Source organism: Syntrophaceae bacterium (genome assembly GCA_013177795.1).
Classification (GTDB): domain Bacteria; phylum Desulfobacterota; class Syntrophia; order Syntrophales; family UBA2192; genus UBA2192.
In genome coordinates this window covers 464,256-487,498 of the sequence record JABLXY010000001.1, presented here as the reverse complement: position 1 = coordinate 487,498, position 23,243 = coordinate 464,256, and the positions used below count along the sequence as shown (strand labels likewise).

The 23,243-nt window shown below is 66.0% G+C and carries 19 protein-coding genes; 12 read left to right on the top strand and 7 right to left on the bottom strand.

Annotation, left to right across the window (positions count from 1 at the left end):
* Positions 1 to 9: 9 nt before the first annotated feature.
* From HPY67_02225 to HPY67_02210, 4 genes are read right to left on the bottom strand one after another with little or no spacing between them, the layout of a single operon-like run.
* Positions 10 to 1,068 carry a 3-oxoacyl-ACP synthase gene (locus HPY67_02225; protein ID NPV03528.1) on the bottom strand — a complete coding sequence of 353 codons (1,059 nt, stop codon included), beginning with the start codon at positions 1,066 to 1,068 and terminating at the stop codon, positions 10 to 12.
* Complete coding sequence (locus HPY67_02220) at positions 1,065 to 2,339, bottom strand: TIGR02270 family protein (GenBank protein ID NPV03527.1); 1,275 nt, start codon at positions 2,337 to 2,339, stop codon at positions 1,065 to 1,067. The genes HPY67_02225 and HPY67_02220 overlap by 4 nt, the downstream gene beginning before the upstream one ends.
* Before the next feature lie 8 nt (positions 2,340 to 2,347).
* Positions 2,348 to 3,361 carry a DUF2169 domain-containing protein gene (locus HPY67_02215; protein ID NPV03526.1) on the bottom strand — a complete coding sequence of 338 codons (1,014 nt, stop codon included), beginning with the start codon at positions 3,359 to 3,361 and terminating at the stop codon, positions 2,348 to 2,350.
* A gap of 31 nt (positions 3,362 to 3,392) precedes the next feature.
* Positions 3,393 to 3,899, bottom strand: a complete 507-nt coding sequence (locus HPY67_02210; GenBank protein NPV03525.1) for a hypothetical protein — start codon at positions 3,897 to 3,899, stop codon at positions 3,393 to 3,395.
* A 556-nt stretch (positions 3,900 to 4,455) separates the two neighbouring features.
* Between HPY67_02210 and truA the strand changes: the two genes are divergently transcribed.
* The 12 genes from truA (at position 4,456) to HPY67_02150 (ending at position 18,399) form a co-directional block, all read left to right on the top strand.
* Positions 4,456 to 5,199 carry a tRNA pseudouridine(38-40) synthase TruA gene (gene truA / locus HPY67_02205; protein NPV03524.1) on the top strand — a complete coding sequence of 248 codons (744 nt, stop codon included), beginning with the start codon at positions 4,456 to 4,458 and terminating at the stop codon, positions 5,197 to 5,199.
* A complete protein-coding gene (gene rfbD / locus HPY67_02200) occupies positions 5,196 to 6,050 on the top strand; it encodes a dTDP-4-dehydrorhamnose reductase (GenBank protein ID NPV03523.1) in 855 nt (284 codons plus the stop codon). Before truA ends, rfbD begins: the two co-directional genes overlap by 4 nt.
* Positions 6,051 to 6,103: 53 nt before the next feature.
* Positions 6,104 to 7,894 (top strand): DNA mismatch repair endonuclease MutL, encoded by a 1,791-nt coding sequence (gene mutL / locus HPY67_02195; protein ID NPV03522.1) that lies wholly within the window; start codon positions 6,104 to 6,106, stop codon positions 7,892 to 7,894.
* 149 nt (positions 7,895 to 8,043) lie between these two features.
* Complete coding sequence (miaA, locus tag HPY67_02190; GenBank protein ID NPV03521.1) at positions 8,044 to 8,964, top strand: tRNA (adenosine(37)-N6)-dimethylallyltransferase MiaA; 921 nt, start codon at positions 8,044 to 8,046, stop codon at positions 8,962 to 8,964.
* 155 nt (positions 8,965 to 9,119) lie between these two features.
* Positions 9,120 to 11,768: a valine--tRNA ligase gene (locus tag HPY67_02185; protein NPV03520.1), complete on the top strand. Its 2,649-nt coding sequence runs from the start codon at positions 9,120 to 9,122 to the stop codon at positions 11,766 to 11,768.
* A 186-nt stretch (positions 11,769 to 11,954) separates the two neighbouring features.
* Positions 11,955 to 12,788: a carboxylating nicotinate-nucleotide diphosphorylase gene (nadC, locus tag HPY67_02180; GenBank protein NPV03519.1), complete on the top strand. Its 834-nt coding sequence runs from the start codon at positions 11,955 to 11,957 to the stop codon at positions 12,786 to 12,788.
* Between the two features lie 3 nt (positions 12,789 to 12,791).
* The gene (locus HPY67_02175) at positions 12,792 to 13,580 is read left to right on the top strand and encodes a biotin--[acetyl-CoA-carboxylase] ligase (protein ID NPV03518.1); all 789 of its coding nucleotides are present in this window, start codon (positions 12,792 to 12,794) and stop codon (positions 13,578 to 13,580) included.
* Positions 13,581 to 13,582: 2 nt separating this feature from the next.
* Positions 13,583 to 14,353, top strand: a complete 771-nt coding sequence (locus HPY67_02170; GenBank protein NPV03517.1) for a type III pantothenate kinase — start codon at positions 13,583 to 13,585, stop codon at positions 14,351 to 14,353.
* Positions 14,354 to 14,392: 39 nt separating this feature from the next.
* Complete coding sequence (locus tag HPY67_02165; GenBank protein NPV03516.1) at positions 14,393 to 16,630, top strand: PAS domain S-box protein; 2,238 nt, start codon at positions 14,393 to 14,395, stop codon at positions 16,628 to 16,630.
* The gene (locus tag HPY67_02160) at positions 16,627 to 17,259 is read left to right on the top strand and encodes a response regulator transcription factor (protein NPV03515.1); all 633 of its coding nucleotides are present in this window, start codon (positions 16,627 to 16,629) and stop codon (positions 17,257 to 17,259) included. The genes HPY67_02165 and HPY67_02160 overlap by 4 nt, the downstream gene beginning before the upstream one ends.
* A 199-nt stretch (positions 17,260 to 17,458) precedes the next feature.
* Positions 17,459 to 17,680: a ferredoxin gene (locus HPY67_02155; GenBank protein ID NPV03514.1), complete on the top strand. Its 222-nt coding sequence runs from the start codon at positions 17,459 to 17,461 to the stop codon at positions 17,678 to 17,680.
* The gene (locus HPY67_02150; protein ID NPV03513.1) at positions 17,677 to 18,399 is read left to right on the top strand and encodes a glycosyltransferase; all 723 of its coding nucleotides are present in this window, start codon (positions 17,677 to 17,679) and stop codon (positions 18,397 to 18,399) included. The genes HPY67_02155 and HPY67_02150 overlap by 4 nt, the downstream gene beginning before the upstream one ends.
* On the opposite strand, the gene trmFO is transcribed toward HPY67_02150, so the two are convergent.
* From trmFO to dprA, 3 genes are all read right to left on the bottom strand, one after another.
* On the bottom strand, positions 18,380 to 19,693 hold the full coding sequence (gene trmFO / locus HPY67_02145) for a methylenetetrahydrofolate--tRNA-(uracil(54)-C(5))-methyltransferase (FADH(2)-oxidizing) TrmFO (protein ID NPV03512.1): 1,314 nt from the start codon (positions 19,691 to 19,693) through the stop codon (positions 18,380 to 18,382). The two genes, HPY67_02150 and trmFO, sit on opposite strands and share 20 nt — an antisense overlap.
* A gap of 107 nt (positions 19,694 to 19,800) precedes the next feature.
* On the bottom strand, positions 19,801 to 22,023 hold the full coding sequence (gene topA, locus HPY67_02140) for a type I DNA topoisomerase (protein NPV03511.1): 2,223 nt from the start codon (positions 22,021 to 22,023) through the stop codon (positions 19,801 to 19,803).
* Complete coding sequence (gene dprA, locus HPY67_02135) at positions 22,023 to 23,153, bottom strand: DNA-protecting protein DprA (GenBank protein NPV03510.1); 1,131 nt, start codon at positions 23,151 to 23,153, stop codon at positions 22,023 to 22,025. Before dprA ends, topA begins: the two co-directional genes overlap by 1 nt.
* Positions 23,154 to 23,243: the final 90 nt, after the last annotated feature.

The window sequence follows — 23,243 nt, the reverse complement described above, 5'->3', positions numbered from 1 at the left end:
CAGCCCCTTTCATGTCTGCGGTCCCCCCTTTTCCATGACCAGGACGCCGCAGGCGCCGTGGTCGTCCGAGCAGAACACCAGCGCCGGCGACGGCACCCAGCCGCGGGCGAACCCCTGCGCGACGATACCCACCATCACCGCACCGGAGGCCGCGCCGATGTCTCCGCAGGATGCGGCAGGCTTCCAGAGGCGCAGACGCTCCCGCCTGTCGCCGAGGCATCGCATCGCGGCGATGCTCCATTCCCGGGCGCGTGACTCCTCGCCGTTGAGATCGCCGAAGGCGGCCCGGATGTCCCCGTCCGGCGCGCAATCCAGAGCGGCACGGCAGGCACCCGCCAGCCCCGCGCACAGGCCCGGCCCCCCTGCGGCGCGGGGTTGCGGCTCTTCGGCGAGCCCCCACGCCGTGATGCGGGCGAGGACGGTCTTTCCGGCCCTGCGGGCACACTCGAGGTCCTCGACGATCAGAAAACCGACCGCCTCCGAAGCCGAGAGGCCCTGGTGACGGCCGTAGCTCGACGATTTCAGGCGGCCGTCGCTCTCGAGCCAGTTCAGGGTGGCCTCGCCGAGCAGGGAGTCGATCCCGCCGAGGATGCAGGGCTCGGACGGGACGCTCGCGATGCGCGTGGCCGCCTGCTCTAGGGCGAAGTGAAGGGAGGCGTTCCCACGCGCGACGGTGCGCACATCCCCGTCGGCACGCCGCCGGAGGATATCGAGGAGCCGGTCCCGGCAGTGCTCCTCGTAGCGCGGACCGGGCCGTTCCCAGGCGGACGCGCCGAGAAAGAGGCTGCATCGGCGACCGAGGCCGCGGCAGTCATACGCGGCAAGCAGCTCCTCGAGGCACATCGCGGCGGCCCGCCCGATGTGCTCCGCCGTATCGGGGCTGTCGTGTTCGATCCCCACGATCCGCGCCACGGTGACAGGGTTCTTGCCCTCATCCCGGTATCGGCCGTGCTTCTCCATCCGCCGGATCCCGGCCCGCACGGAAGCGGCGGTCATGGCGGCGTCGAGCCCGACCGGTGTCATGCAATGGACGGCCGTGACGGCCAGTTGTCCCGGTCCTGCTCTCATGGGCAGACCTGCCGAAACGCCGGGGCGCAGACGTCGAACAGGGGCCTCCCCGGCTTAAGGATCGCCAGTTCCAGCGCCGCCGCTGCGCGCTGCGGCTGGCGGCCCGCCCGGAGAACGTGCGTCAGGCATCCGGCCGAAAGGGGCCTCCCGGCAAGATGACGCAGGCCCGGGGGGAACTGACCCTGTCTCTTTTCCCACCACACGGCCATCTTGTCCGCGTCGGGCCACGGGAGGCCGTCGTCGGGATCGAGGGCAACGTCGCCGTCCATCGGGTCGTCGCTCGGGCCTGTCTTGAAGCCCTCCGGTTTTTTGCCCTCCAGGCCCTCGCGGGCGATGTCGACGCCGGTGATCGCGGAGACGGCCTCTCCGGCGGCCCTCGCGAGCGAGGGGTCGCCCATCCGGCCGATGAGCCAGGGAACGAGCGCCGGGTCCCCGGCGATGCCCGCACCGATGACCGCGAGGCGTCGGGTTGCCGGTGCGGCGGCAAGCTCCGCCTGCCAGGCGCGCGCGGCCGGGGCGTCCATGAGACGCATGGCCATCTGGAGCGCCTCTTCCTGGAACGGGGAATCGGGCTTCACAAAGGCCTTCAGGATGCCTGCCGCGTCCGCGTCGCCGAGAAGGGCGGCCGAACGGGCGGCCCAGAAACGGCACCGGTCGTCGGCGTCGGTGAAATGGTCCCGCAGTCTCGCCGGCAACATGCGGTCTGCGCGTCCCCCCAGCTCGCCGACGGCGCGCAGGGCGCAGGCCCTGAGCCGGGCGTCGCCGTCGTAGAGGGCGTCGTCCAGGAAATGCCCGGGGTCCCGGCGCTGCAGGGTGCTCGCGGCGATCCCGATGAGCCGCTCCAGCGGGTGCCCGGAGGCCAGGAGGCGCTGGATGTGCGGCCGGGACCGCTCGGAGGGAAGCCAGCCGAGGGCCCCGACGACCGCTCCGGAAGCCCCGGGCTCGGCGGAAGCTTTTTCGACAGTCGAGCTGATGAGATCCTGATCGGCGGTTTCAAAGGCCAGGACGGCGGCCGGGAAGCATTCTTCCGCCCGGCCCTCTTCCAGGGTCTTTCGGCAAAGCCCACCGCTCGCCGGGGCTTCCAGCCGCAGGGCATCGACATGGGCCTCGAGGCGGTTGTCCAGTTCGAGAAGGCCTGCCAGGTCGTAAAGGGGCGACCGGGCGGCCCTCCCGCGCAGGAGCCAGAGGTGCGCGGCCTCTTCGCAGTGCTCGAGGACCAGCTCCCTGACGAACGCCGAGGCGACGGCGGATCGGTTCGGATGCGCTCCCATGGCCTTTTTCAACCCCACTCCGGGCAGGATATTCTCACGTCTGCCCCCGCGATCCTTTTGCCGCAGCCCGTCGACGATTTCCACACGAGGCACAGCCTTTCACGCGCAGGCTCCAGCAGGACCGTTTCGAGGCGGGCCTTCGCGGTCACGAAGCGCCCCGCGATCCCGACCTCGATGCGGGGCTCGCAGGCCGGCAGGTTGAACTTCCGTTCGCGCCCCGGCGTCAGGTTCGTGAGCGCGACCGGTTCGCCTCCGCGGAGGTGATCCGGAAAGACCAGGTCCGGGTGGGCCGCATGGTAGAACCGCGGATCGAAGTCCTCGGGCAGGAAGGGCGCGCGTGTCTTCCGCCACGTCTCGCCGCAGCTTCCGGCCCAGGACAGCCGGGGCTCCCACGACGGGGCGATGTACCCGTAACCCGCCGGCCGGGGCCTGTCCTTCGGCGTCCGGATCAGGCTGCGGGGGTCTTCGATGTTCGGCAGCCGCGTGTCGGCGGGTCCACGGCTTCCCGTCCCGACCGTGAAACCGATTCCCACGGGGTTTCTCGCGTCCGCCGCGGCCGTGCCCGACGCCCCGTCGATGACGTGCGTGCCCCCGTAGGCCCGCTCGTAGACGATCGGCATGCGCACGAAGGGCGCTGGTGCGCCGGGCGAAAACCCGGCGAGGGTCTTTTTCCAATGCCGGTCGCCGAACACCTTGAGGGTGCTGCTCCGGCCTGCAACGGACACCGTGACGAACAGCTCTGCGACCGGACGGTCAAGCGGCGCGCAGGCCTCCCCGATCACGACGACGTCCGTGCCGGGCTTCTCCGGGTGGGCTTCCGATGCGTATTGGAGGCTCGACCTGCCCGGCTCCCCCCGATAGGTGTCCTCCAGGAAGACAGGCTCCTGCAGCCCGGCGACGCGGATGCCGGGCGAGAGGTCGAACGTCGCCTTCACGGCGACGCACAGGGTGTCGAAGCCCTGCAGGTCGGGAAACACGAAAAGCTCCGAGGCGAAGGGCGTGTCATTCCTCAGGTGGAACATGACGCAGAGGTCCTCGTGCGGACGCCGCAGGTCAATTGAGCTCGATGGTGGCGCCCTTGATCTTGTTTGCCCCCCGGGATTTGCTCAGGACGTATTCGCCCTGGATGAGGATCTTTCCGGCTTTCGTCAGGGTGATGCGTGCCTTGCCGCACTGCAGGACGATCTCGTCCCCGGCATCGAAGACAATCCGCCTGCCGTCGATGAGGGCCTCACGCGCGGCTGCGGCCCCGGGGACGGGCGCCGGCTGCTCCGCGGTCTCTTCGGGCAGGCCGTGCATCGTGTCTACGATAATGGGGAGGCGCGGGTCGTCGTTTTCGAAGGCGAGCAAAACCTCCCTGCCTCGCGGGTCGCCGCTCCGCAGGGCCGCAACGTGCGCTGCCGATGTAACCCGGGCAACCATCGCACCGGACTGATTGCCGGGGTAATCGACCAGAAACTGCCCGCCCACGCTGACCCGCACGATCCTGCCGATGCGCACGCCGTAGATGGAGGTGTTGTATTTCTCGATAGTTATGGCCGCAGCCGGTGATTTTTTCATGACTCTCCCCCGCGGATATCCTTTGTTCACAAACCGATCCGCGTCCTGCGCGCACAAGGCACGGACGGGCCGCTCACGGCACAGTTTCATCCGTTGCATCGCACGTCGGTGTGGTTCCCGCCCGCAGGGCGCTTCGAGTCTCCCTCCCCGTTTGCCCGCGGGCCGGCGTTGTCGGCGTGTCTGTCATCTAGCAAATCATTCGAAAATTGCAAGCTGAACTTTAGGCGCAGAGATCAATTTCTGCGACTCTCGTCTTCCGGAATGTCCCGCACGCGCCGCGCGCCCGGCGGTCACGCGCGCAAAAAAATACGTTGCAGTACAAATGAAAAGCCTGAACGGGTCCCCGGTGCCGCGAAGAACGGACGGGACCGACCCGTCATCACGGCAGCCGTCTCCCGGCTTTCCGGGCGCGTCTTCGGGATTGCGCTCCCGATCATCCCGTCAGTGCCGGCGCGGCGCCCGTCCGGGGCCCTTCGGCCTGACGGGATGCGCGACCGAGCGCCCGGAATTCCCCGTTTCCATCGGCGTTGTTTTGCTGTAAGATGCACGGCGGGCCATGCGAAACATCAAGCTGACCATCGAATACGACGGCACCGCCTACAACGGCTGGCAGCGCCAGGCCGACGTCCTCACGATCCAGCAGGTCATGGAGGACACGCTTGCGCGGATCCTCAACGACCGGGTGGTGCTCGTCGCCTCGAGCCGGACCGACACGGGTGTCCACGCGATGAACCAGGTGGCCAACTTCCGGACGTCCTCGGGGCTCCCGCTGCGCAACCTCCACCTGGGGGTCAACAGCCTGCTGCCGCCCGACATCGTCGTGAAGGAAATGAGCGAGGTGCCCTGGGAGTTCCACGCGCAGTACAACGCCCGGGGGAAGGTCTACCGGTACAGGATCTTCAATAACCCCGTGCGGACGGCGCTCGAGCGCCACCGCTGCTGGCACGTTCGCAGGCCGCTCGACCTCGGGGCCATGCAGCGGGCGGCGCGGCACCTCCTGGGCACGCACGACTTCAGCTCCTTCTGCGCCTCGCAGTCCGAGGTGGAGGACCGGGTCAGGACCGTGACGGACGCCCGCCTCGTGCGGGAAGAAGGGGAGGGGATGATCGCGTTCTGGATCGAGGCGGACGGGTTTTTGAGGCACATGGTGCGCAACATCGTGGGGACCCTCGTCGACGTCGGCCGGGGGGCGATCCCCGCGGAGGACATGGCCCGCATCGTCGGGGCGAGGGACCGCCGCGCGGCGGGCCAGGCGGCGCCGGCCAGGGGCCTGTGCCTCATGGAGGTGAAGTACGGATGAGAATCCTGGTGATGGGCCACAGGGGCATGCTGGGCAGCGACCTCGTGGATGTGCTCGGCAGGGACCACGAGGTCAGCGGCGTGGACGTGGGCGAATTCGACATCACCTCGGCTGCGGATTGCGCGCGGGTCGTCGGGGAGTTCCGTCCCGACGCGGTGGTCAACGCCGCCGCCTACACGGACGTCGACGGCTGCGAAACCAACCGTGAGGCCTGCTTCGCCGTCAATGCCGACGGGGTGCGCAACATGGCCGAGGCCTGCCGGGAAGCCGGCGCAATGGCCGTTCACTACAGCACGGACTACGTCTTCGACGGGACCAAGGGTGAGCCCTACCTCGAGGACGACCCCTGCCGACCCATCAACGCCTACGGGGAATCGAAGCGCAGGGGCGAGGAGGCGCTCGTCGAGACCCTGGAAAACCACCTGCTGATCCGCACGGCCTGGCTCTACGGCCGCCGGGGGAAGAACTTCGTCAAGGCCATCCTGGAAAAGGCGAGGGAAGAGGGGACCCTCCGCGTCGTCGACGACCAGGTGGGCTCCCCCACCTTCACGCTCGATCTCGCGCAGGCAACGAAGCTGCTCATCGAACTGGGCTGCCGGGGGACCTACCATGTCACGAACCGCGGGGTGTGCAGCTGGTATGACTTCGCCCGGCGCATTCTCGAGACCGCCCAGGTGACGGGGGTGACCGTGGTGCCCATCAAGAGCCGCGAACTCGACCGGAAGGCGGCGCGCCCGGCCTACTCGGTGCTGAGCAACCGCAAGTTCATGGAGGCGACGCAGCGGACCATGCGTCCCTGGCAGGTCGCCCTGAATGAATACCTGACCGGCCAGAGCCACATCCACCGTTGAAGACAGGGTCCAGGGTCAGGTGTGGAAATTATGCGTTTCCCTGAAAGGCAATGATGGGGCCGAACCGGAAAATCACCGTTCTTCCCGAGGCCGTCGCCTCGAAGATCGCCGCCGGCGAAGTCATCGAGCGGCCCTCGTCCATCGTGAAGGAGCTGCTGGAGAACGCCGTTGACGCGGGCGCCACGGACGTGGCGATTGACCTGCGGGGCGGGGGCAAGGAGTCGATCCGGATCGCTGACAACGGCTCCGGAATCAGCCCGGAGGACGTCCCCGTGGCCTTCGAGAGGCATGCCACGAGCAAGATCCTGACCGTCGAGGATCTCTACGCCGTCCGGTCCTTCGGTTTTCGGGGCGAGGCCCTGCCGAGCATCGCGGCGGTCGCGCGCGTGGAGATGGCCACGAGGCGCCGCGGCGACGTGGAGGGCACGCGCATCGTCGTGGAGGGCGGCCGCATCCTCGAACGCGAGGCCGTCGGCTGCCCCGAGGGCACGACGATCACCGTGAGCCGCATCTTCGAGTCGCTGCCCGTGCGCAGGAAGTTCCTGCGGCAGGACGCCACGGAGCAGGGTCACTGCCTCGATGTCATCGTCCGCGTCCTGCTTCCCCACCGCCACGTGAGGGCGACGGTCACGGCAGGGGAACGGACGGTCCTGGAGGTCCCCCGCACGGAGAGCCTGCGCGACAGGATCGTCCTGCTGCTCGGCAGCGACCTGCGCAACCACCTGGTTGCCGTCGAGGCGGGCGCGCCGGGGATCAGCCTTGCGGGGTTCGCGACGAGGCCCGATTTCACCCGCTCCTCGACTCGGGGCATGTTCTTCTTCGTCAACGGCCGCTACGTCAGGGACGCGCTGCTGTCGCAGGCCGTCATGAGCGCCTACCGCAATCTCCTCGAGGCGCGCAAGTACCCTGCCTGCGCGCTCTTCCTCGAGATGCCGCCCGATGCGCTCGACGTCAACGTCCACCCGGCCAAGCTGGAGGTCCGCTTCCGGCGTCCGCAGGACGTGCGGGATCTGGTCCAGCAGGGACTCGCCGAGGCCCTCACGGGCGTGAGGCCGACGGCGGTGCCGCATGCGGCGCCCCCCGATGGCGCCCGCTGGCAGCCGGCCCCCGGCCGGACCGGCGTGGCCGAGGCCCTGCGGCGCTACAGCCTTTCGGCGGGGCTCGCTGCCGCCCGCCCGTCGCCGTCCTCCCGCCTTTCGGAGGACGTCCCCGATTTCAGCCCGGGCCCCGGCGGCCTTTTCGCGCAGGCGGCCGCCCCGCAGCAGCCGCTCCAATTTTCGTCCCTGGACTATCTGGGCCAGGTCGACGGGACCTATCTCGCCTTTGCGGCGCCCGGCGTCCTGATCCTTCTCGATCAGCATGCCGCCCACGAGCGGGTCCTCTACGAGAGGCTCAAGGCGTCGAAGGGCGAGCGGCTCGAGGCGCAGAGCCTCCTCATCCCCGAGATCCTGGAGATGAGCCCCGGGGACTTCGAGCGTCTCACAGCGTCGCGGGACCTGCTTCTCGAGGCGGGCGTCGAGGTCGAGCCGTTCGGCGTCAACACGGTGGCGCTCAAATCCCTGCCCGCCCTTCTGGGCGACGCGGACGTGCGGGCCCTCGTGAGGGAACTCCTGGACGCGATTGCCGATTCGGGCCTGCCCCGGGATGAAATGCGCAACCGCATCTTCGTCCGGATGGCATGCCGGGGGGCGGTCAAGGCCCGCCAGCCCCTGAGCCCCGACGAGGTGAAGCGGCTGTGCCGCGACCTCGATGGCATCCCCTACGCCTCCAACTGCCCGCACGGCAGGCCGGTGTTCGTCGAGCTGCCCGCCTCGGTGATCGAGAGGATGTTCAAGCGGACTTGAAGGGCGGAAGATGGGAAGTTTTGAAGTTGAGAAGTACGGAAGGGCGGAGAGCCCGGCAATAGCCTTCTGCGCCCGTCCAAGCTTCTAAACTTCCCAGCTTCTGAACTTCTTGTGCATGTTGGATTATGCTTGCCGGGCCCTTTCCTTCGATGAAGCCAGGAAAGCCGAAAATCGTCATCCTCCTCGGCCCCACGGCCGTCGGCAAGACGGATCTAGCCCTGGCGCTGGCGTCCGAGTTCGGCGGGGAGATCGTCAGCGCCGATTCCATGCAGGTCTACCGCCACCTCGACATCGGCACCTCGAAGCCCACACCGCAGGAGCGCAAGAGGGTTCCCCACCACCTCATCGACGTCGTCGAACCCGACGAGGAGTTCAGCGCCGCCCGATTCAGGGAGATGGCGGACCCGATCATCGCGGATCTCGACGGCAGGAAGGCCGTCTTCGTCGTCGGGGGCACCGGGCTCTATATCCGGACCCTCACGGGAGGCCTGATCGACGCACCCGACGACGGCCTCCGGAAGAGTTACCGCGAGGCCCTGGAAGGGCAGGACAGCGCAAGCCTCCACGGGCGGCTTCTGCGGGTGGACCCCGCGGCCGCCGGGCGGATCCACCCCCGCGACAAGGTCCGGATCGTCCGCGCCCTGGAGACGGCCGAGCTGACGGGGGAGCCCATCTCGGTGAAACAGCGGCGGCACGGCTTCCGGGACGTCCGCTACGAGGCCCTGAAGATCGGCCTCTACCGGGACCGTGAGGAACTGTACCGCCGCATCGACAGCCGCGCCGTGCAGATGGTCGATGCGGGCCTGGTTGCGGAGACCGAGAAAATCCTCGCCATGGGGTATGACGAAAAAATAAAGCCATTACAGACGCTTGGCTATCGATACTTCATCCGTTACCTGAAGGGTGGGATGGCCCTCGACGAAGCCCTCCGGTCCATGCAGCGCGATACCCGCCACTACGCCCGCCGGCAGATGACCTGGTTTCGGCGCGAGGCCGCGATCGAGTGGTTTCACCCCGGAGCGGCCGATGCGGTTTTCAGGCGGGTGGCCGATTTTCTCCGCGGCCGGTGAACCCGCTGCCCCTGCATGCGAAACGCCTCGATTCCTTGAAAAATCCTTGACTTGAACCGCCCGACCGGATAGAAAACCGGACATTACCGTCAGTCCGAAGGCACCAGAGCCGGTAAGGATTTCAAACGCACAGAGACAATCGAATGGGGGGATCGATGGACGCGAATGCGCTGCCCAAGACCTACGAGTCAAAGGACGTTGAAGCGAAGTGGTACGAGTTCTGGCTCAAGAACCGCTATTTCCACGCGGAGGATGTCAGTGACCGAAAGCCCTTCTGCATCGTCATCCCGCCCCCCAACGTGACGGGGATGCTCCACATGGGGCATGCCCTGAACAACACCCTGCAGGACATCATGACGCGCTACCGGCGCATGCAGGGCTACAACGCCCTCTGGATGCCGGGCACGGACCACGCCGGGATCGCGACGCAGAACGTCGTGGAGCAGGAGCTGGCCAAGCAGGGAATGACACGGCACGACCTCGGGCGGGAGAAGTTCATCGAGCGCGTCTGGCAGTGGAAGGAGAAGTACGGCGGCGTCATCCTGCATCAGCTCCAGCGGCTGGGCTGCTCCTGCGACTGGGAGCGCGAGCGCTTCACCATGGACGAGGGGCTCTCCCGTGCGGTCCGCGAGGTCTTCGTGCGCCTCTGGCACGACGGGCTCATCTACAAGGGCGACTACATCGTCAACTGGTGCCCCCGCTGCCACACGGCCATCTCGGATCTCGAGGTGGAGTTCGAGCAGGAGAAGAGCAACCTCTGGCACATCCGCTACCCCTTCGCCGACGGCACGGGGGAGATCAGCGTGGCCACCACGAGGCCCGAGACGATGCTGGGCGACACGGCCGTGGCCGTCAACCCCAACGACCCGCGCTACAAGGACGTCATCGGGAAAATGGTGATCCTTCCTCTCGTGAACAAGGAGATCCCCATCATCGCCGACGACTACGTGACCATGGACTTCGGCTCGGGGGCCGTGAAGATCACCCCGGCCTGCGACGCGGCGGACTTCGCCATCGCCGGGCGCCATAACCTCGAGATCATCAAGATCATGGACGGCAACGCCGTGATCAACGAAAACGGCGGCCCCTACAGGGGGCAGGACCGCTACGAGGCGCGCCGCAACATCGTGAAAGACCTCGAGAAGGGCGGCTATCTCATCCGGATCGAGGACTACACGCACAATATCGGCCGGTGCTACCGCTGCAAGACCGATGTCGAGCCCGCCGTCTCGGCGCAGTACTTCGTCAAGGTCGCGCCCCTGGCCAAGGAGGCCATCGCGGCCGTCGTCAGGGGCGACACGAGGCTCATCCCCTCCATGTGGGATGCGACCTACTTCGAGTGGATGAACAACATCCGCGACTGGTGCATCTCGCGCCAGATCTGGTGGGGCCACCGCATCCCCCTGTGGACCTGCGAGGGCTGCGGCGAGGTGATCGTGCAGACCGACGACCCGACGGCGTGCCCGAAATGCAAGGGGAAGGAACTGACGCAGGAGGAGGACGTCCTGGACACGTGGTTCAGCTCGGCGCTCTGGCCCTTCACGACGCTGGGCTGGCCCGACGACAAGCCTGCCCTCAAGACCTTCTATCCCACGAGCCTGCTCATCACCGGCTTCGACATCCTGTTCTTCTGGGTGGCCCGCATGATGATGATGGGCCTCTACATCATGAAGGACGTGCCCTTCAAGGATGTCTACCTGCACGCGCTGGTGCGAGACCTGCACGGCGAAAAGATGAGCAAGTCAAAGGGCAACATCATCGACCCCCTGGAGATGATCGACAAGTTCGGCGCCGACGCCTTCCGGTTCACCCTGGCCGCCTTCACCGCGCAGGGCCGCGACATCCGCATGTCCGAGCAGCGCATCGAGGGATACAAGCACTTCGTCAACAAGATCTGGAACGCCGCGCGGCTGTGCCTGATGAACCTCGAGGGCTACCCGGACGGGCCCGTCACGCCGGCCCGGGAGGATTACTCGCTTGCGGACCGCTGGATCCGGGCCCGGCTCAACGACGCGATCGCCGACGTGACGCAGAGCCTCGACGAGTACCGCTTCAACGACGCCGCGGGCCACCTGTACCGGTTCATCTGGCAGGAGTTCTGCGACTGGTACCTGGAGCTCATCAAGCCCGTCCTCTACGGCAAGGACAACCCGAAGGCAAGGCTCGCGGCGCAGGAGACGATGATCACCGTGCTGCGCTCCGCCCTGGAGCTCCTGCACCCCTTTATGCCCTTCGTGACGGAGGAGATCTGGCAGAAGATCGCAAGGGGCGGCAGCCCCTCCATCATGGTGGCGCCCTTCCCCACGGTGGACGAGCGGTTCAGGGACGAGGCCGCGGAGCGGGACATGGGGCTCCTGATGGAGATCGTGGGCGCGATCCGCAACATCAAGGGCGAGAAAGGGATTTCCCCCTCGAAGAGGCTCAGGGCCGTGGTGACGACGGAGGACAAGTCACTCCTGCCGCTTCTCGAGTCCGGCACGGGCTATGTCGTAAACCTGGCACGCCTCGAGAGCCTCTCCATCGTGTCCGCGGGGCAGGAGCCGAAGGATGCGGCCACGGGGGTGGCGGGTCCCGTGAAGGTCTTCGTCATCCTGGAAGGGCAGCTGGACAAGAGCGGCGAGAGGGCGCGCCTCGAAAAGGAGATCGCCAAGGTCGAGAAGGAGCTCGCCCAGGTGAACCGGAAGCTCGAGAACCCCGACTTCTGGCAGAAGGCGGCCCAGGCCGTCATCGACAAGGAAGAGGCGAGGGCAAGGGCGCTCAACGAGAGGTATGACATCCTGCAGGAGGCCCTCAAGAAGTTGTAAGAGAAGTTGGGAAATTGGGAAGTTGGGAAGCTTGGGTGATCTGAAAGCATGAGCAGGCGCATGGCTTCTCCGAACTTCTCAACTTCATAGCTTCATAGCTTCCGTGATCGCAGACTGCCAGGAAGCACAAAGAAGCAAGGGAGAAACAAGACCCTGCAGAGCCAAGCAAGAACGATCATGCTGGAAATGGTGGCCGTCAGGGAGATCATCCGCCGGGCCCTCGAGGAGGACATCCGCTCGGGGGACGTGACGACGGCCTGCGCGCTGGCCGGGTCAGAGAAAGGGACGGCGCAGGCCCTGGCCAAGGAGGACCTCGTCGTGGCCGGCCTCGAGGTGTTCCGGGAGGTCTTCCGCGTGCGCGATGCGGGGATCGTTTTCCGGTCTGCGGTCAGGGACGGGGACCTGGTCCGGCGCGGGACGGTCCTGGCGACGCTGGGGGGTCCGCTCGCGAGCATCCTGACGGCCGAGCGGGTCGCCCTGAACCTGTTCCAGCGGATGTGCGGCATCGCCACCCTGACAAGGCGGTTTGCCGACGCCGTCGCGGGCACGAAGGCCGTGATCCTCGACACGCGAAAGACCATGCCCGGCCTGCGCGTGCTCGACAAGTACAGCGTCAGGGTCGGCGGGGGCCGCAATCACCGCTACGGGCTCTACGACGGGGTCCTCATCAAGGACAACCACATCGTGGCAGCCGGCGGCATCGGGCCCGCGGTCCGCCGGGTCCGCGAAGGAGCCCCCCTGCTGGTGAGGGTCGAGGTGGAGGTGAAGACCCTCGCCGAGGTCCGGCAGGCGCTGGCGGCGGGCGCGGACGTGATCATGCTCGACAACATGCCCGTCGACGCCATGCGGAAGGCCGTTGCCCTCATCGGCGGCAGGGCGCTGGTCGAGGCCTCGGGGAACGTGACCCTCGACAACGTCAGAACGATCGCCTCCACGGGGGTCGACTGCATCTCCTCCGGGGCGCTGACCCACTCGGCTCGGGCCGCCGATATCTCCCTGAAGGTCAAGAGAAAGCCCTGACCGATGGACTTCAACGTCGAAGAACTCAGACGGTTTTTCCTCACGAAGATCATCGGCCGGCGGATCGAGTTTCACGAGGAAGTCGGCTCGACGAACACCGAGGCCATGCGCCTGGCCCTGGAGGGAGCGCCTGAGGGGACCGTCGTCCTGGCCGACGCGCAGTCCGAAGGCCGGGGACGGCTGGACCGGACGTGGGAATCACCGCCCTCGGGGAACCTCTACCTCTCCGTCGTGCTGCGGCCCGACATCCCCGCCGCCCGGGCATCGCTCATCCCCCTGACGGCCGGTGTTGCAGCGGCCGACACGCTGTCTCAGTACTGCCCCGGCCGGGTGAGGCTCAAGTGGCCCAACGATGTCCTCATCGGCGGGAAGAAGATCTGCGGCATCCTGACGGAGATGCGCACGAGAGGGGACCGCGTCCATTTCCTCATCGTGGGGATCGGCGTGAACCTCAACATGCGCCCGCTCGATCTTCCGCGGGAACTCCGCGAGACGGCCACGTCCCTGCGGATCGAGACCGGCGGGGAGATCGACCGGCTCGACTTCGCCGTCCGCCTGTTCGAGAGCCTGGAGCGCTGGTACCGGGTATTCCTCGGCGGCGGCGGCGAGGCCATCCGTGAGCGATGGCTGCAGTGCGCCGACCTCGTCGGCAAACGCGTGGAGGTCGTGCACGGCAAAACGACCGAACGGGGGACCGTCGTGGGGCTCGACCCCGCCGGGGCCCTCTTGCTGGAAGGGGAAACCGGCGTGCAGCAGGTGCTCGCCGGTGATATCTATATCGAGAGGTTGTGATCATGCTTCTGGCCATCGACGTGGGAAACAGCAACACCGTCCTGGGACTCTTCGACGGGGATAAACTCCTGTACGACTGGCGCATCCGGACCGTCGCCAACCACACGGTGGACGAGTACGGCATGCTGATCGTGAATCTCTACAAAACCGTCAAAACCAGCGCGAAACCCGTGAACCTGACCGGCATCATCATCTCCTGCGTCGTGCCGCCCATGCTCAACATCCTCGAGCCCCTGTGCCAGAAGTACTTCCACCTCAAGCCCCTCATCGTGGAGCCCGGCATCAAGACGGGCATGCCCATCTTCTACGACAACCCGAAAGAGGTCGGCGCCGACCGGATCGTCAATGCCGTGGCGGCGTACGAGAAGCACAAAACGGAGCTGATCGTCGTGGATTTCGGCACCGCCACGACCTTCGATTACGTCTCGAAGAAAGGCGAATACATGGGCGGCTGCATCGCCCCGGGCATCGCCATCTCGAGCGACGCGCTGTTCGACAAGGCTTCCAAGCTGCCCCGCGTGGAGCTCAAACGGCCCCGGACGATCATCGCGAAGGACACGATCAGCAGCATGCAGGCCGGGATCATGTTCGGCTACGCGGGACTCGTCGACGGCATCGTCGAGCGGATGAGGGCGGAGGTCCGATCGAACCCGAAAGTCATCGCCACGGGGGGACTGGCCAAGATCATCGCCCCGGAGACGAAGAGCATCGATGTCGTCGACGAGTATCTCACCCTCGACGGGCTGCGCATTATCTTCGAGAGGAACCGGTAGCACCGCCGTTTTCCCGGCGGGCGGACCGCGGGAGACCCCATGGCCTTCGAGCACCTGACAAAAGAAGAACTCCTCCGGAAGATGGAGGCCCTCCGCCTGGAGGTGATGGAGTACGAGAAGGCGGAGAACGAAAAACTCTACGAGGACAAGCTCTACCGATCGCTGGCGGTCACCGCCGAGGCGGGCGTCTACATCATCAAGGACGGGAGATTCCGTTTCGTCAACCAGTTCACGGCATCCCGGCTGGGCTGCAAGCCCACGGAACTCATCGGGCAGAGGGCCGCCGACTTCATCCATCCCGAGGACCGCGACGCGGTTGCGAAGAAGGCGCGGGACATGCTCCGGGGCAAGCGCACGCAGCCCTACGAGTTCCGGACCGTCGGGCGGGACGGCCGCGTGCACTGGATCCTGGAGTCGGTCACCCCGATCGATTTCGGCGCAGGCCGCGCCGTGCTCGGGCAGTCGATGGACGTGACACGGCAGGTCGAGGCGCGGGAGCGCCTCGCGAGGCTCGAGGCCCTCGAGGCGTCGATCCTCGAGTCCATCCCCCATGCGGTGATCGGCCTGAAGAACCGGCAGATCATCTTCGCCAATGACGGCGTCGAGAAAGTCTTCGGCTGGAAGCGCGAGGAGGTCATCGGGAAGAGCACCCGGATTTTCTACCGAACGAAGCGGGAGTGGGCCGTCGGCGCGGACAACCTCTACCGCTCCCTGGAGACGCAGCGGACGTTCACGGCCGAGGTCAAGCGCAAGAAAAAGGACGGCACGCCGATCATCTGCCGCCTCACGGCGTCGCGCATCGGACCGGCACTCGTCGACAAGCAGGTCGTCATCACCTACGAGGACATCACGGACCAGAAGGCGGCCGAGGACGTTTACATGTCCATGGCCGAAAACTCCCAGGTCGGGGTGTACGTGGTGCACGACGGGACGTTCCTCTACATCAACCCCATCGGGGCTGGCTATGCGGGTTACCGCGCCGAGGAGCTGATCGGGGCGAGTTCCATGAAGCTCGTTCACCCCGACGACAGGGTGCTGGTTGCCAAGAGGGCCAGGGCGATGCTGCGGGGGCGGAAACGGACGCCCAACGTCTTCCGGATTATCACGAAGGATGGCCATGTGCGGTGGATCATGGAGACGGTGACGCCGATCCGATTCCAGGGGAAAAGGGCCATCCTCGGCAACTCGATGGACATCACGGAGCAGAAGGAGGCGCAGAGCAAGCTCGCCGAGCTCGAAGCCCTGGAGGCCTCGATCCTCGAGTCGATCCCGCACGCCGTGGTCGGGATGCGGGACCGGAAGATCTTCTTCGCCAACGACGGCGTCGAGAAGGTCTTCGGCTGGAAGCCCCGGGAGCTGATCGGGCAGGGGAAAAGGATCCTGTTCCGCTCGGAGGCGGAATTCGAGGTGATCGCCCAGCTGCTCTACTCCACTCTGCAGAGGCGGAGGACGTTCGCCGTCGAGTACCCCTGCCGCAAAAAGGACGGCACGGAGATCGAGTGCATGATCAGCGCGGCCCGGATCGGGGAGAGGCTGGAACACGAAAGCGTCGTGATCACTTTCGAGAACATCACGTACCGCAAGCAGTTCGAGAAGGAGCTCGAGCGCTCGAGGGCCCGGCTGCGCGATCTCTCCATGCACCTCCAGACGGCCCGGGAAAAAGAGAGGACGCGGATCGCGCGGGAGCTCCACGACGAGCTTGGCCAGCTCCTGACGGCCCTCAACACGGGGATCAGCCTGCTCAAGAAGAAAATACCGCCGGAACAGGAACACCTGCACGAGCGGACGAAGTCGATGAAGGAACTCATCGACCTGACCATGCAGACCGTCAAGAGGATCTACATGGACCTGCGGCCCGGGATGCTCGACCACCTGGGGCTGCCCGTGGCAATCGACTGGCAGTGCCAGGAATTCCAGAAGCGCACGGGCATCCGGTGCTGCTGCACCGTGGAACCTGAGGAGCTGGAGCCCAACAAGGATGCCTCGATCACCGTGTTCCGGATTCTCCAAGAGGCGCTCACGAATGTGGCGAAGCATTCGAAGGCGACCCGGGTGCAGGTGACCCTGAGGGGACTGGAGGACGACCTGGAGCTCGTCGTGGAAGACAACGGCAGGGGGATTCGCGAGGAAGAACTCCGAAAGCCGAAGTCTTTCGGGCTGCTCGGCATCCGGGAGCGCGTCGAGTTCCGGGGCGGCGAGGTGCGGATCACAGGCAAGAAGGGCAGGGGCACGACGGTGACGGTCCGGCTGCCCAACTGGAGAGGAGGCGAGGCATGATCCGGATTCTCATCGCCGATGACCACCCGATCGTGAGGCAGGGCTTCAAGCAGGTCCTGTCCGAGACGGCGGACCTCCTGGTGGCCGACGAGGCGGGAAGCGGCCAGGAAGTGCTCAGTCTCGTGTCGAAAAAGGACTACGACGTCATCCTGCTGGACATCTCCATGCCCGGCAAGAACGGGCTCGAGGTGCTCAAGGAGCTGAGGCTCACGAACCCGAAAATCCCCGTGCTGATCCTGAGCATCTACCCCGAGGAGCAGTACGCCATCCGGGCACTCAAGGCCGGGGCCGCAGGCTACCTCACGAAAGCCAGCGCGCCCGATGAGCTGATCTCGGCCATCCGCAAGGTTTCGCGCGGCGGGAAGTACATCAGCTCCTCGCTGGCGGAGAAGCTCGCCTATGAACTCGACGGGGAGACCGAGAAGGCCCCCCACGAGACCCTCTCCGACCGGGAGTACCAGATCCTGCTCATGATCGCCTCCGGCAAGACCGTATCGAGCATCGCCGATGAGATGTGCCTCAGCGTCAAGACGGTGAGCACCTACCGCTCGCGGATCCTGGACAAGATGAAGCTCAAGAACAACGCCGAGCTGACGACGTACGCGATACGCAACAAGCTGGTGGAGTGAGGCTGATGAAAGGATGCGCACTCATCCGACCGGAGAAGGTAAGAAGGTGAGAGGGTAAGAACGTGGGATGAGTCGGAAACCGATTGCATGCCCCCGGCTTCTCCAACCTTCTTACCTTCAAACCCTCTTACCCTCTGCATAAAATAGTGCCGTGCGCCTGGATCTTTCTCATCGGCCTTGAGGAAAAGAGCCTTCTGCGATGAGGGTCATCATCAAAAAGGAACTGTGCATCGGCTGCGAGATCTGCGTGAACACCTGCCCGGAGGTGTTCCTGGAGTGGGGCCTGCACATGCGGCCGGTCTTCGAGGTCAGGGAGCCGGACCGTCACGGGGCCCTCGTTCGGCAAGCCGCCGAGGCCTGCCCGGCCCGCGCCATCGCCGTCACCGAAAGCGGCTTTTGTGCAGAGAGCCCGGGGGGATGAGCCATCACGCCCGCAAATCGGCCCCCGAGGCTCTCGTCATCATGGCTCGCTACCCGGAGGCGGGGGCCGTCAAGCGGCGGCTCGCAAGGGACCTCGGATCCGGTCGGACCCTTGCCGTCTACAGGGCCTTCCTCGATGACCTGGAGGCCAAGTTCGGCTCGCAGCAGCGGCCCCTGCTGTGGTTTTTCACGCCGCCGGAAAGCCCCTTTGGGGCCCTGTTCGGGGGAAAGGCCGACTGCCGGGGGCAGTCAGGAAAGAGCCTGCAGGAAAGGCTGCGAAGTGCCTTCGGCGCGCTGTTTGGGGAAGGGTACCGGCGGGTGGCCGCGATGGGAGCCGACTGCCCCCACATGCCGCCGGAGCAGGTAGAGGCCGCATTCGAGGGGCTCCGGCATCACGACGTCGTCCTTGTGCCCGCAGACGACGGGGGCTACAACCTGATCGGGCTCCGCTGCCCCGCGGACCTCTTCACCGGGGTTGCGCTGGGTACCGGCAGGGCGCTGCGCGAGACCGTCGACCGGGCCCGCTCCCTCGGGCTGTCCTGCTTTTGCCTGCCGCCGTCCTTCGACGTCGACACGATCGACGACCTAGGACGTCTCCAGGAGTTCCTGTCGCAAACGGACGATCCGCTGCCCCGCACCCGCGAGGCCCTGTCTAGGATCTTCGGGGACGGGCGGCAGGGGAAACGCGGGCCAAGCGGGCTCAGGGGGAAGACTCCCTGAGCCAGCGCGCAAGGTCCGAGAGGGCGCGATCGGCGTAAGCCGCCCCGCGAAGGCGTTTCCTGATTTTCCCGGCCAGGGGCTCGAAGAGCCCGAAATTCACGTTCATCGGCTCAAAGTGCTTCCCTTCGGCGCGGCTGACGTGCCGCAGCAGCGCGCCCAGGGCGGTCGTCCGCGGGGGGATGGAAAAAGGGGCGCCGATCCGGATCCAGTGCAGGAAGAGTCCCGCCAGGAGCCCCGTGGCCGCCGACTCGACGTACCCTTCGACGCCGGTGATCTGCCCGGCGAAGAACAGGTCGGGGCAGGCACGCAGCTGCAGGGTGTCCGTCAGCAGCGTGGGCGAATTGATGTAGGTGTTGCGGTGGATGCTGCCGAAGCGGAGGAACTCGGCCTTTTCGAGCCCCGGGATCATCCGGAAGATGCGCTGCTGCTCCGGCCAGGCGAGCTTGGTCTGGAACCCCACCATGTTGAACAGTGTCCCCTCGCGGTTTTCCTGCCGCAGCTGGATCACGGCATAGGGTTCCCTGCCCGTGCGGGGGTCGACGAGACCCACGGGCTTCATCGGCCCGTACCGCAGGGTGTCCTCCCCGCGGCGGGCCAGAATCTCGATGGGCAGGCAGCCTTCGAAATACTTTTCGTCCTCGAAGGGCCGCGCCGCGATCTCCCGTCCCTCGAGGACGGCCTGTCTGAAGTCGCGGTACTGCCGTTCGTCGAGGGGGCAGTTGAGATAGTCCCCCTCGCCCTCACCGTAGCGTGAGGCTTTGAAGACCTTCGTGCGGTCGATGGAGGCGGCGTCCACGATGGGGGCGATGGCGTCATAGAAATACAGGGCTTCCTGGCCGACGAGCCGCGCGATGGCCGAGGCGAGGGGATCCGAGGTGAGGGGGCCCGTGGCGATGATCACGTGCGCCCCCCCGGGGATCGCCGTGCATTCCTCGCGAACCAGACGAATGCCCCTCTGCGCAAGCAGGACCGTCTCGACCCGCTCCGCAAACAAGGCCCGGTCGACGGCCAGGGCCTTGCCCGCGGGCACCGACGTGGCGTCGGCCGAGGCGATGACGAGGGAGTCGAGCCTGCGCATCTCCTCCTTGAGAAGGCCCGGGGCGCTCGAGAGGTCGTTGGACCTCAGGGAGTTGCTGCAGACGAGCTCGGCCAGACGCGGGGAGCGGTGAGCGGGAGAGAGCTTGCCGGGCTTCATGTCGATGAGCGTGACGTCATGGCCGCGCTTCGTCAACTGCCAGGCCGCCTCGCAGCCGGCCAGCCCGCCGCCGATGATGATGATGGGTTTGATCTTCATAGGAGAAGTTTGGAAACTGGGAAGTTGAGAAGCTCGGAACAGCCTCGAGATGCGTTTGGTCGACTCGTTCTCAACTTCTCATCTTCCCAACTTCACAACTTCCGAGTTCAGGCGAGCGGTTCCTTGAACCCGCAGCCTTCCTTCACGCAGGCCTTCATGCGGCCCGTCTTGCGGTTGTACTTCTCGACGAGGAACGCCGCGCCGCACTCGGGGCACGCCTCGGCGATCGGGCGGTCCCATGTTGCGTACTGGCACTGGGGGTACCGGGTGCAGCCGTAGAAGGACTTGCCCTTCTTCGTCCGCTTCTCCGCGAGCGTTCCCGTGCAGCCTTCCTCGGGGCAGGGCACGCCGGTCGAGAAGGGCATCGTGTTCTTGCACTCCGGGTATCCCGAGCAGCCGAGGAACTTCCCGAAGCGGCCCTCCTTGAGGACCATGGGCTTGCCGCACTTCTCGCAGGCGACATCCGTCGGCTTGGCCTCGGCCTGGCCGTTGGCGCCGTTGCCGTTGAGGTTCTTCGTGCTCTTGCAGTCGGGGTACTTGGAGCAGGCCAGGAACCGCCCGTTGCGTCCCCACTTGATGACCATGGGGGACCCGCACTTTTCGCAGGTATCCTCTGTGGGCTTGGGTTCCTGCTTGAGAGGGACCTCATCCAGGTATTTTTTCAACAGCCCATAGAATTCTTTCAGCGTGTCGATCCGGTTGAGCGTGCCCTTTTCGATCTGGTCGAGGTGGTCCTCCATGCCGGCTGTAAATTCAACATCCAGGATTTTCGGGAAGCGCTTCACGAGAAACTCGTTGACGTGCATTCCCAGTTCCGTCGGATGGATGCGCCCCTGTTCCAGCTTTACGTAATTGCGCTCCTGGATGGTACTGAGGATGGTGGCGTAGGTGCTGGGCCGCCCGATGCCCTTCTCCTCGAGCTCACGCACCAGCATGGCCTCGGTGAAACGCGGGGGGGGCTGGGTAAAGTGCTGCTCGGGCTTGAGCTCCAGGAGCTTGAGAATCTCCTTTTCCGTGAGGTTCGGCAGCAGCTTGCCGTTGCCGTTCTCGTCGTCCGTGTCCTTCCCCTCCGTGTAGAGGATAGTGAAGCCCGCGAATTTCAAAACGGAGCCGCGCGCCTGGAAGAGGCAGTCGCCCGCCGTGATGTCCACGATGGTCTGGTCGTAGACGGCCGGGTTCATCTGGCTTGCCACGAACCGGTTCCAGATGAGCTGGTAGAGCCGGAACTCGTCGCTCGAGAGGTAGGGCTTGATCTCGGCGGGACGGTAGGCCAGCGACGTGGGACGGATGGCCTCGTGGGCGTCCTGCGCCCTCTCGGAGGTGGCGTAGACCTTGGCCTTGGCAGGCAGGAAGTCCTTGCCGTAGACGTCCTGGATGAAGGCGCGCGCCTCGGCGACGGCCTCGCCGGCCACGCGGACCGAGTCGGTCCGCATGTAGGTGATGAGGCCCACGGGGCCTTCCTTGCCGAGCTCGATGCCCTCGTAGAGCTTCTGGGCGACCATCATGGTCTTCTTGGGCGAGAAGCGCAGCCAGCGCGAGGCCTCCTGCTGCAGCTTGCTCGTCGTGAAGGGCGGCAGAGGGTTTCGCCTCGTCTCCTTGCGTTCGATCGAGCTGACCGTGAAGTCGGCCTCCTTCAGCCTCCCGACGAGATCCCGGGCCTGGGCTTCATCTGAAACCTTGGCCTTCTTGCCCGCGATCTTGACGAGCTTGGCCTCGAAGGGCGGCGGGTTCGCCCCCTCGAGGGACGCCGTGATCGTCCAGTATTCCTCGGGCTTGAAGTTGCGGATCTCCTCCTCGCGCTCGCAGACGATCCGGACGGCCACGGACTGCACGCGGCCGGCAGAAAGACCCCTGCTGATCTTTTTCCAGAGGATGGGGCTGATCTGGTAGCCCACGAGCCTGTCGAGGATGCGACGGGTCTGCTGGGCCTCGTAGCGGTTGACGTCCAGGGGCAGGGGGTTGCGTATGGCCGCCAGCATCGTGTTCTTCGTCAAATCGTTGAACAGCACCCGGTAGACCGGCTTTCCCTTCGTGCCGATCTCCTCGGCGATGTGCCAGGCGATGGCCTCGCCCTCGCGGTCGGGGTCCGGGGCGAGGTAGATCGAATCGGCCGCCTTGGCGGCTTTCTTGAGCTCGGCGATGACTTTCTTCTTCGCCTCGAGGACCTGGTAGGTGGGGCTGAAGTCGTGCTCGATGTCGATCCCGAGCTTGTTTTTCGGTAAATCCTTCACGTGTCCCACGGAGGCCCGGACATCATACTCCGAGCCGAGGTACTTCTTGATGGTCTTCACCTTCGTGGGCGACTCGACGATGATCAGCGCGTTCGGCATCAAGTCTCCTTCCGTTTGAATCGCTTCCCGGGCAGCTGGAGAATGTAGCCCTTGAGCTCCAGGGACAACAGAAGCGCAAGGGCCTCGGCCGCGGCCAGGCCCGCACGGTTGATGAGGGTATCGGCATCCTGCGGCGTTTCTGAAATGAACCCGAGCAGCCGCGATTCGTTCTCCGTCAGGGGCTCTTGCCCCGTTTCATGATTCTCCGTCCCGCCCCGGCGGCCGGCCGGCGTCTTCGTCTCACGCTGCATCGGTGCGGGCGGGTGCTCGAGCTGGGGCAGGATTTCGTCGAGGATGTCCTCCGCGCTCTCCACGAGCTTGGCCCCCTGCCGCAGCAGCCGGTTCGTGCCCCGGGAACCGGGAAGATCGATGCCGCCCGGGACGGCGAAGACCTCGCGGTTCTGCTCCAGCGCGCATTGCGCCGTGATGAGCGAGCCGCTCTTCTCCCCCGCCTCGACGATGAGGACCCCGAGCGAGAGGCCGCTGATGATGCGGTTGCGCGCCGGGAAGTGCGGGCGGTCGGGCTCGGTGCCGAAGGGGTATTCCGTCACGACGGCGCCGCGCACGGCGATCTCGCCGTGGAGCTTTCGGTTCTCCGGCGGGTAGATCACGTCGATGCCGCAGCCCATCACGGCGATCGTGCGCCCGCGGGCCGAAAGCGCGCCGCGGTGCGCGCAGGTGTCGATCCCGCGTGCCAGGCCGCTGACCACGGTCACCCCCCGCTGCGCCAGCTCCCTGCAGAGTATTTCCGTGACGTAGCGGCCGTAGGGGCTTGCGTTTCGGGACCCGACGACGGCCACGGGGATGTCCGCCGTCTCCAGGCTTCCTTTTATATAGAGAAGCGGGGGAGGGTCGTAGATCCTCCGAAGTCTCTCCGGGTACCCCGGGTCCTCGCAGGTGACGATCGAAACGCCTTCCCGCTCGGCCCTTGCGATCTCGCTGCGGACCCGGTCCCAGGCCCGAAATTCCTTGATGTTGCGGGCGGTCTTGTGGTTTAATCCCGCCGCTCGCTCCAGCTCGTCCAGGGGGGCTTCGAAGACCCTGGCGGGCGACCCGTAGACCGCCAGGAGGTTCCGGAATACGACACTGCCGACCCCGTCGACGGACTTGAGCGCAACCCAGGCTGTCAGATCGTCCCTGATCGCCACAGAGCATGTGACCTCGACGTTGTACAAGGCAGACCTTCTATACTCCAGCGGTCTGCCTGTCAAGCATTTTCA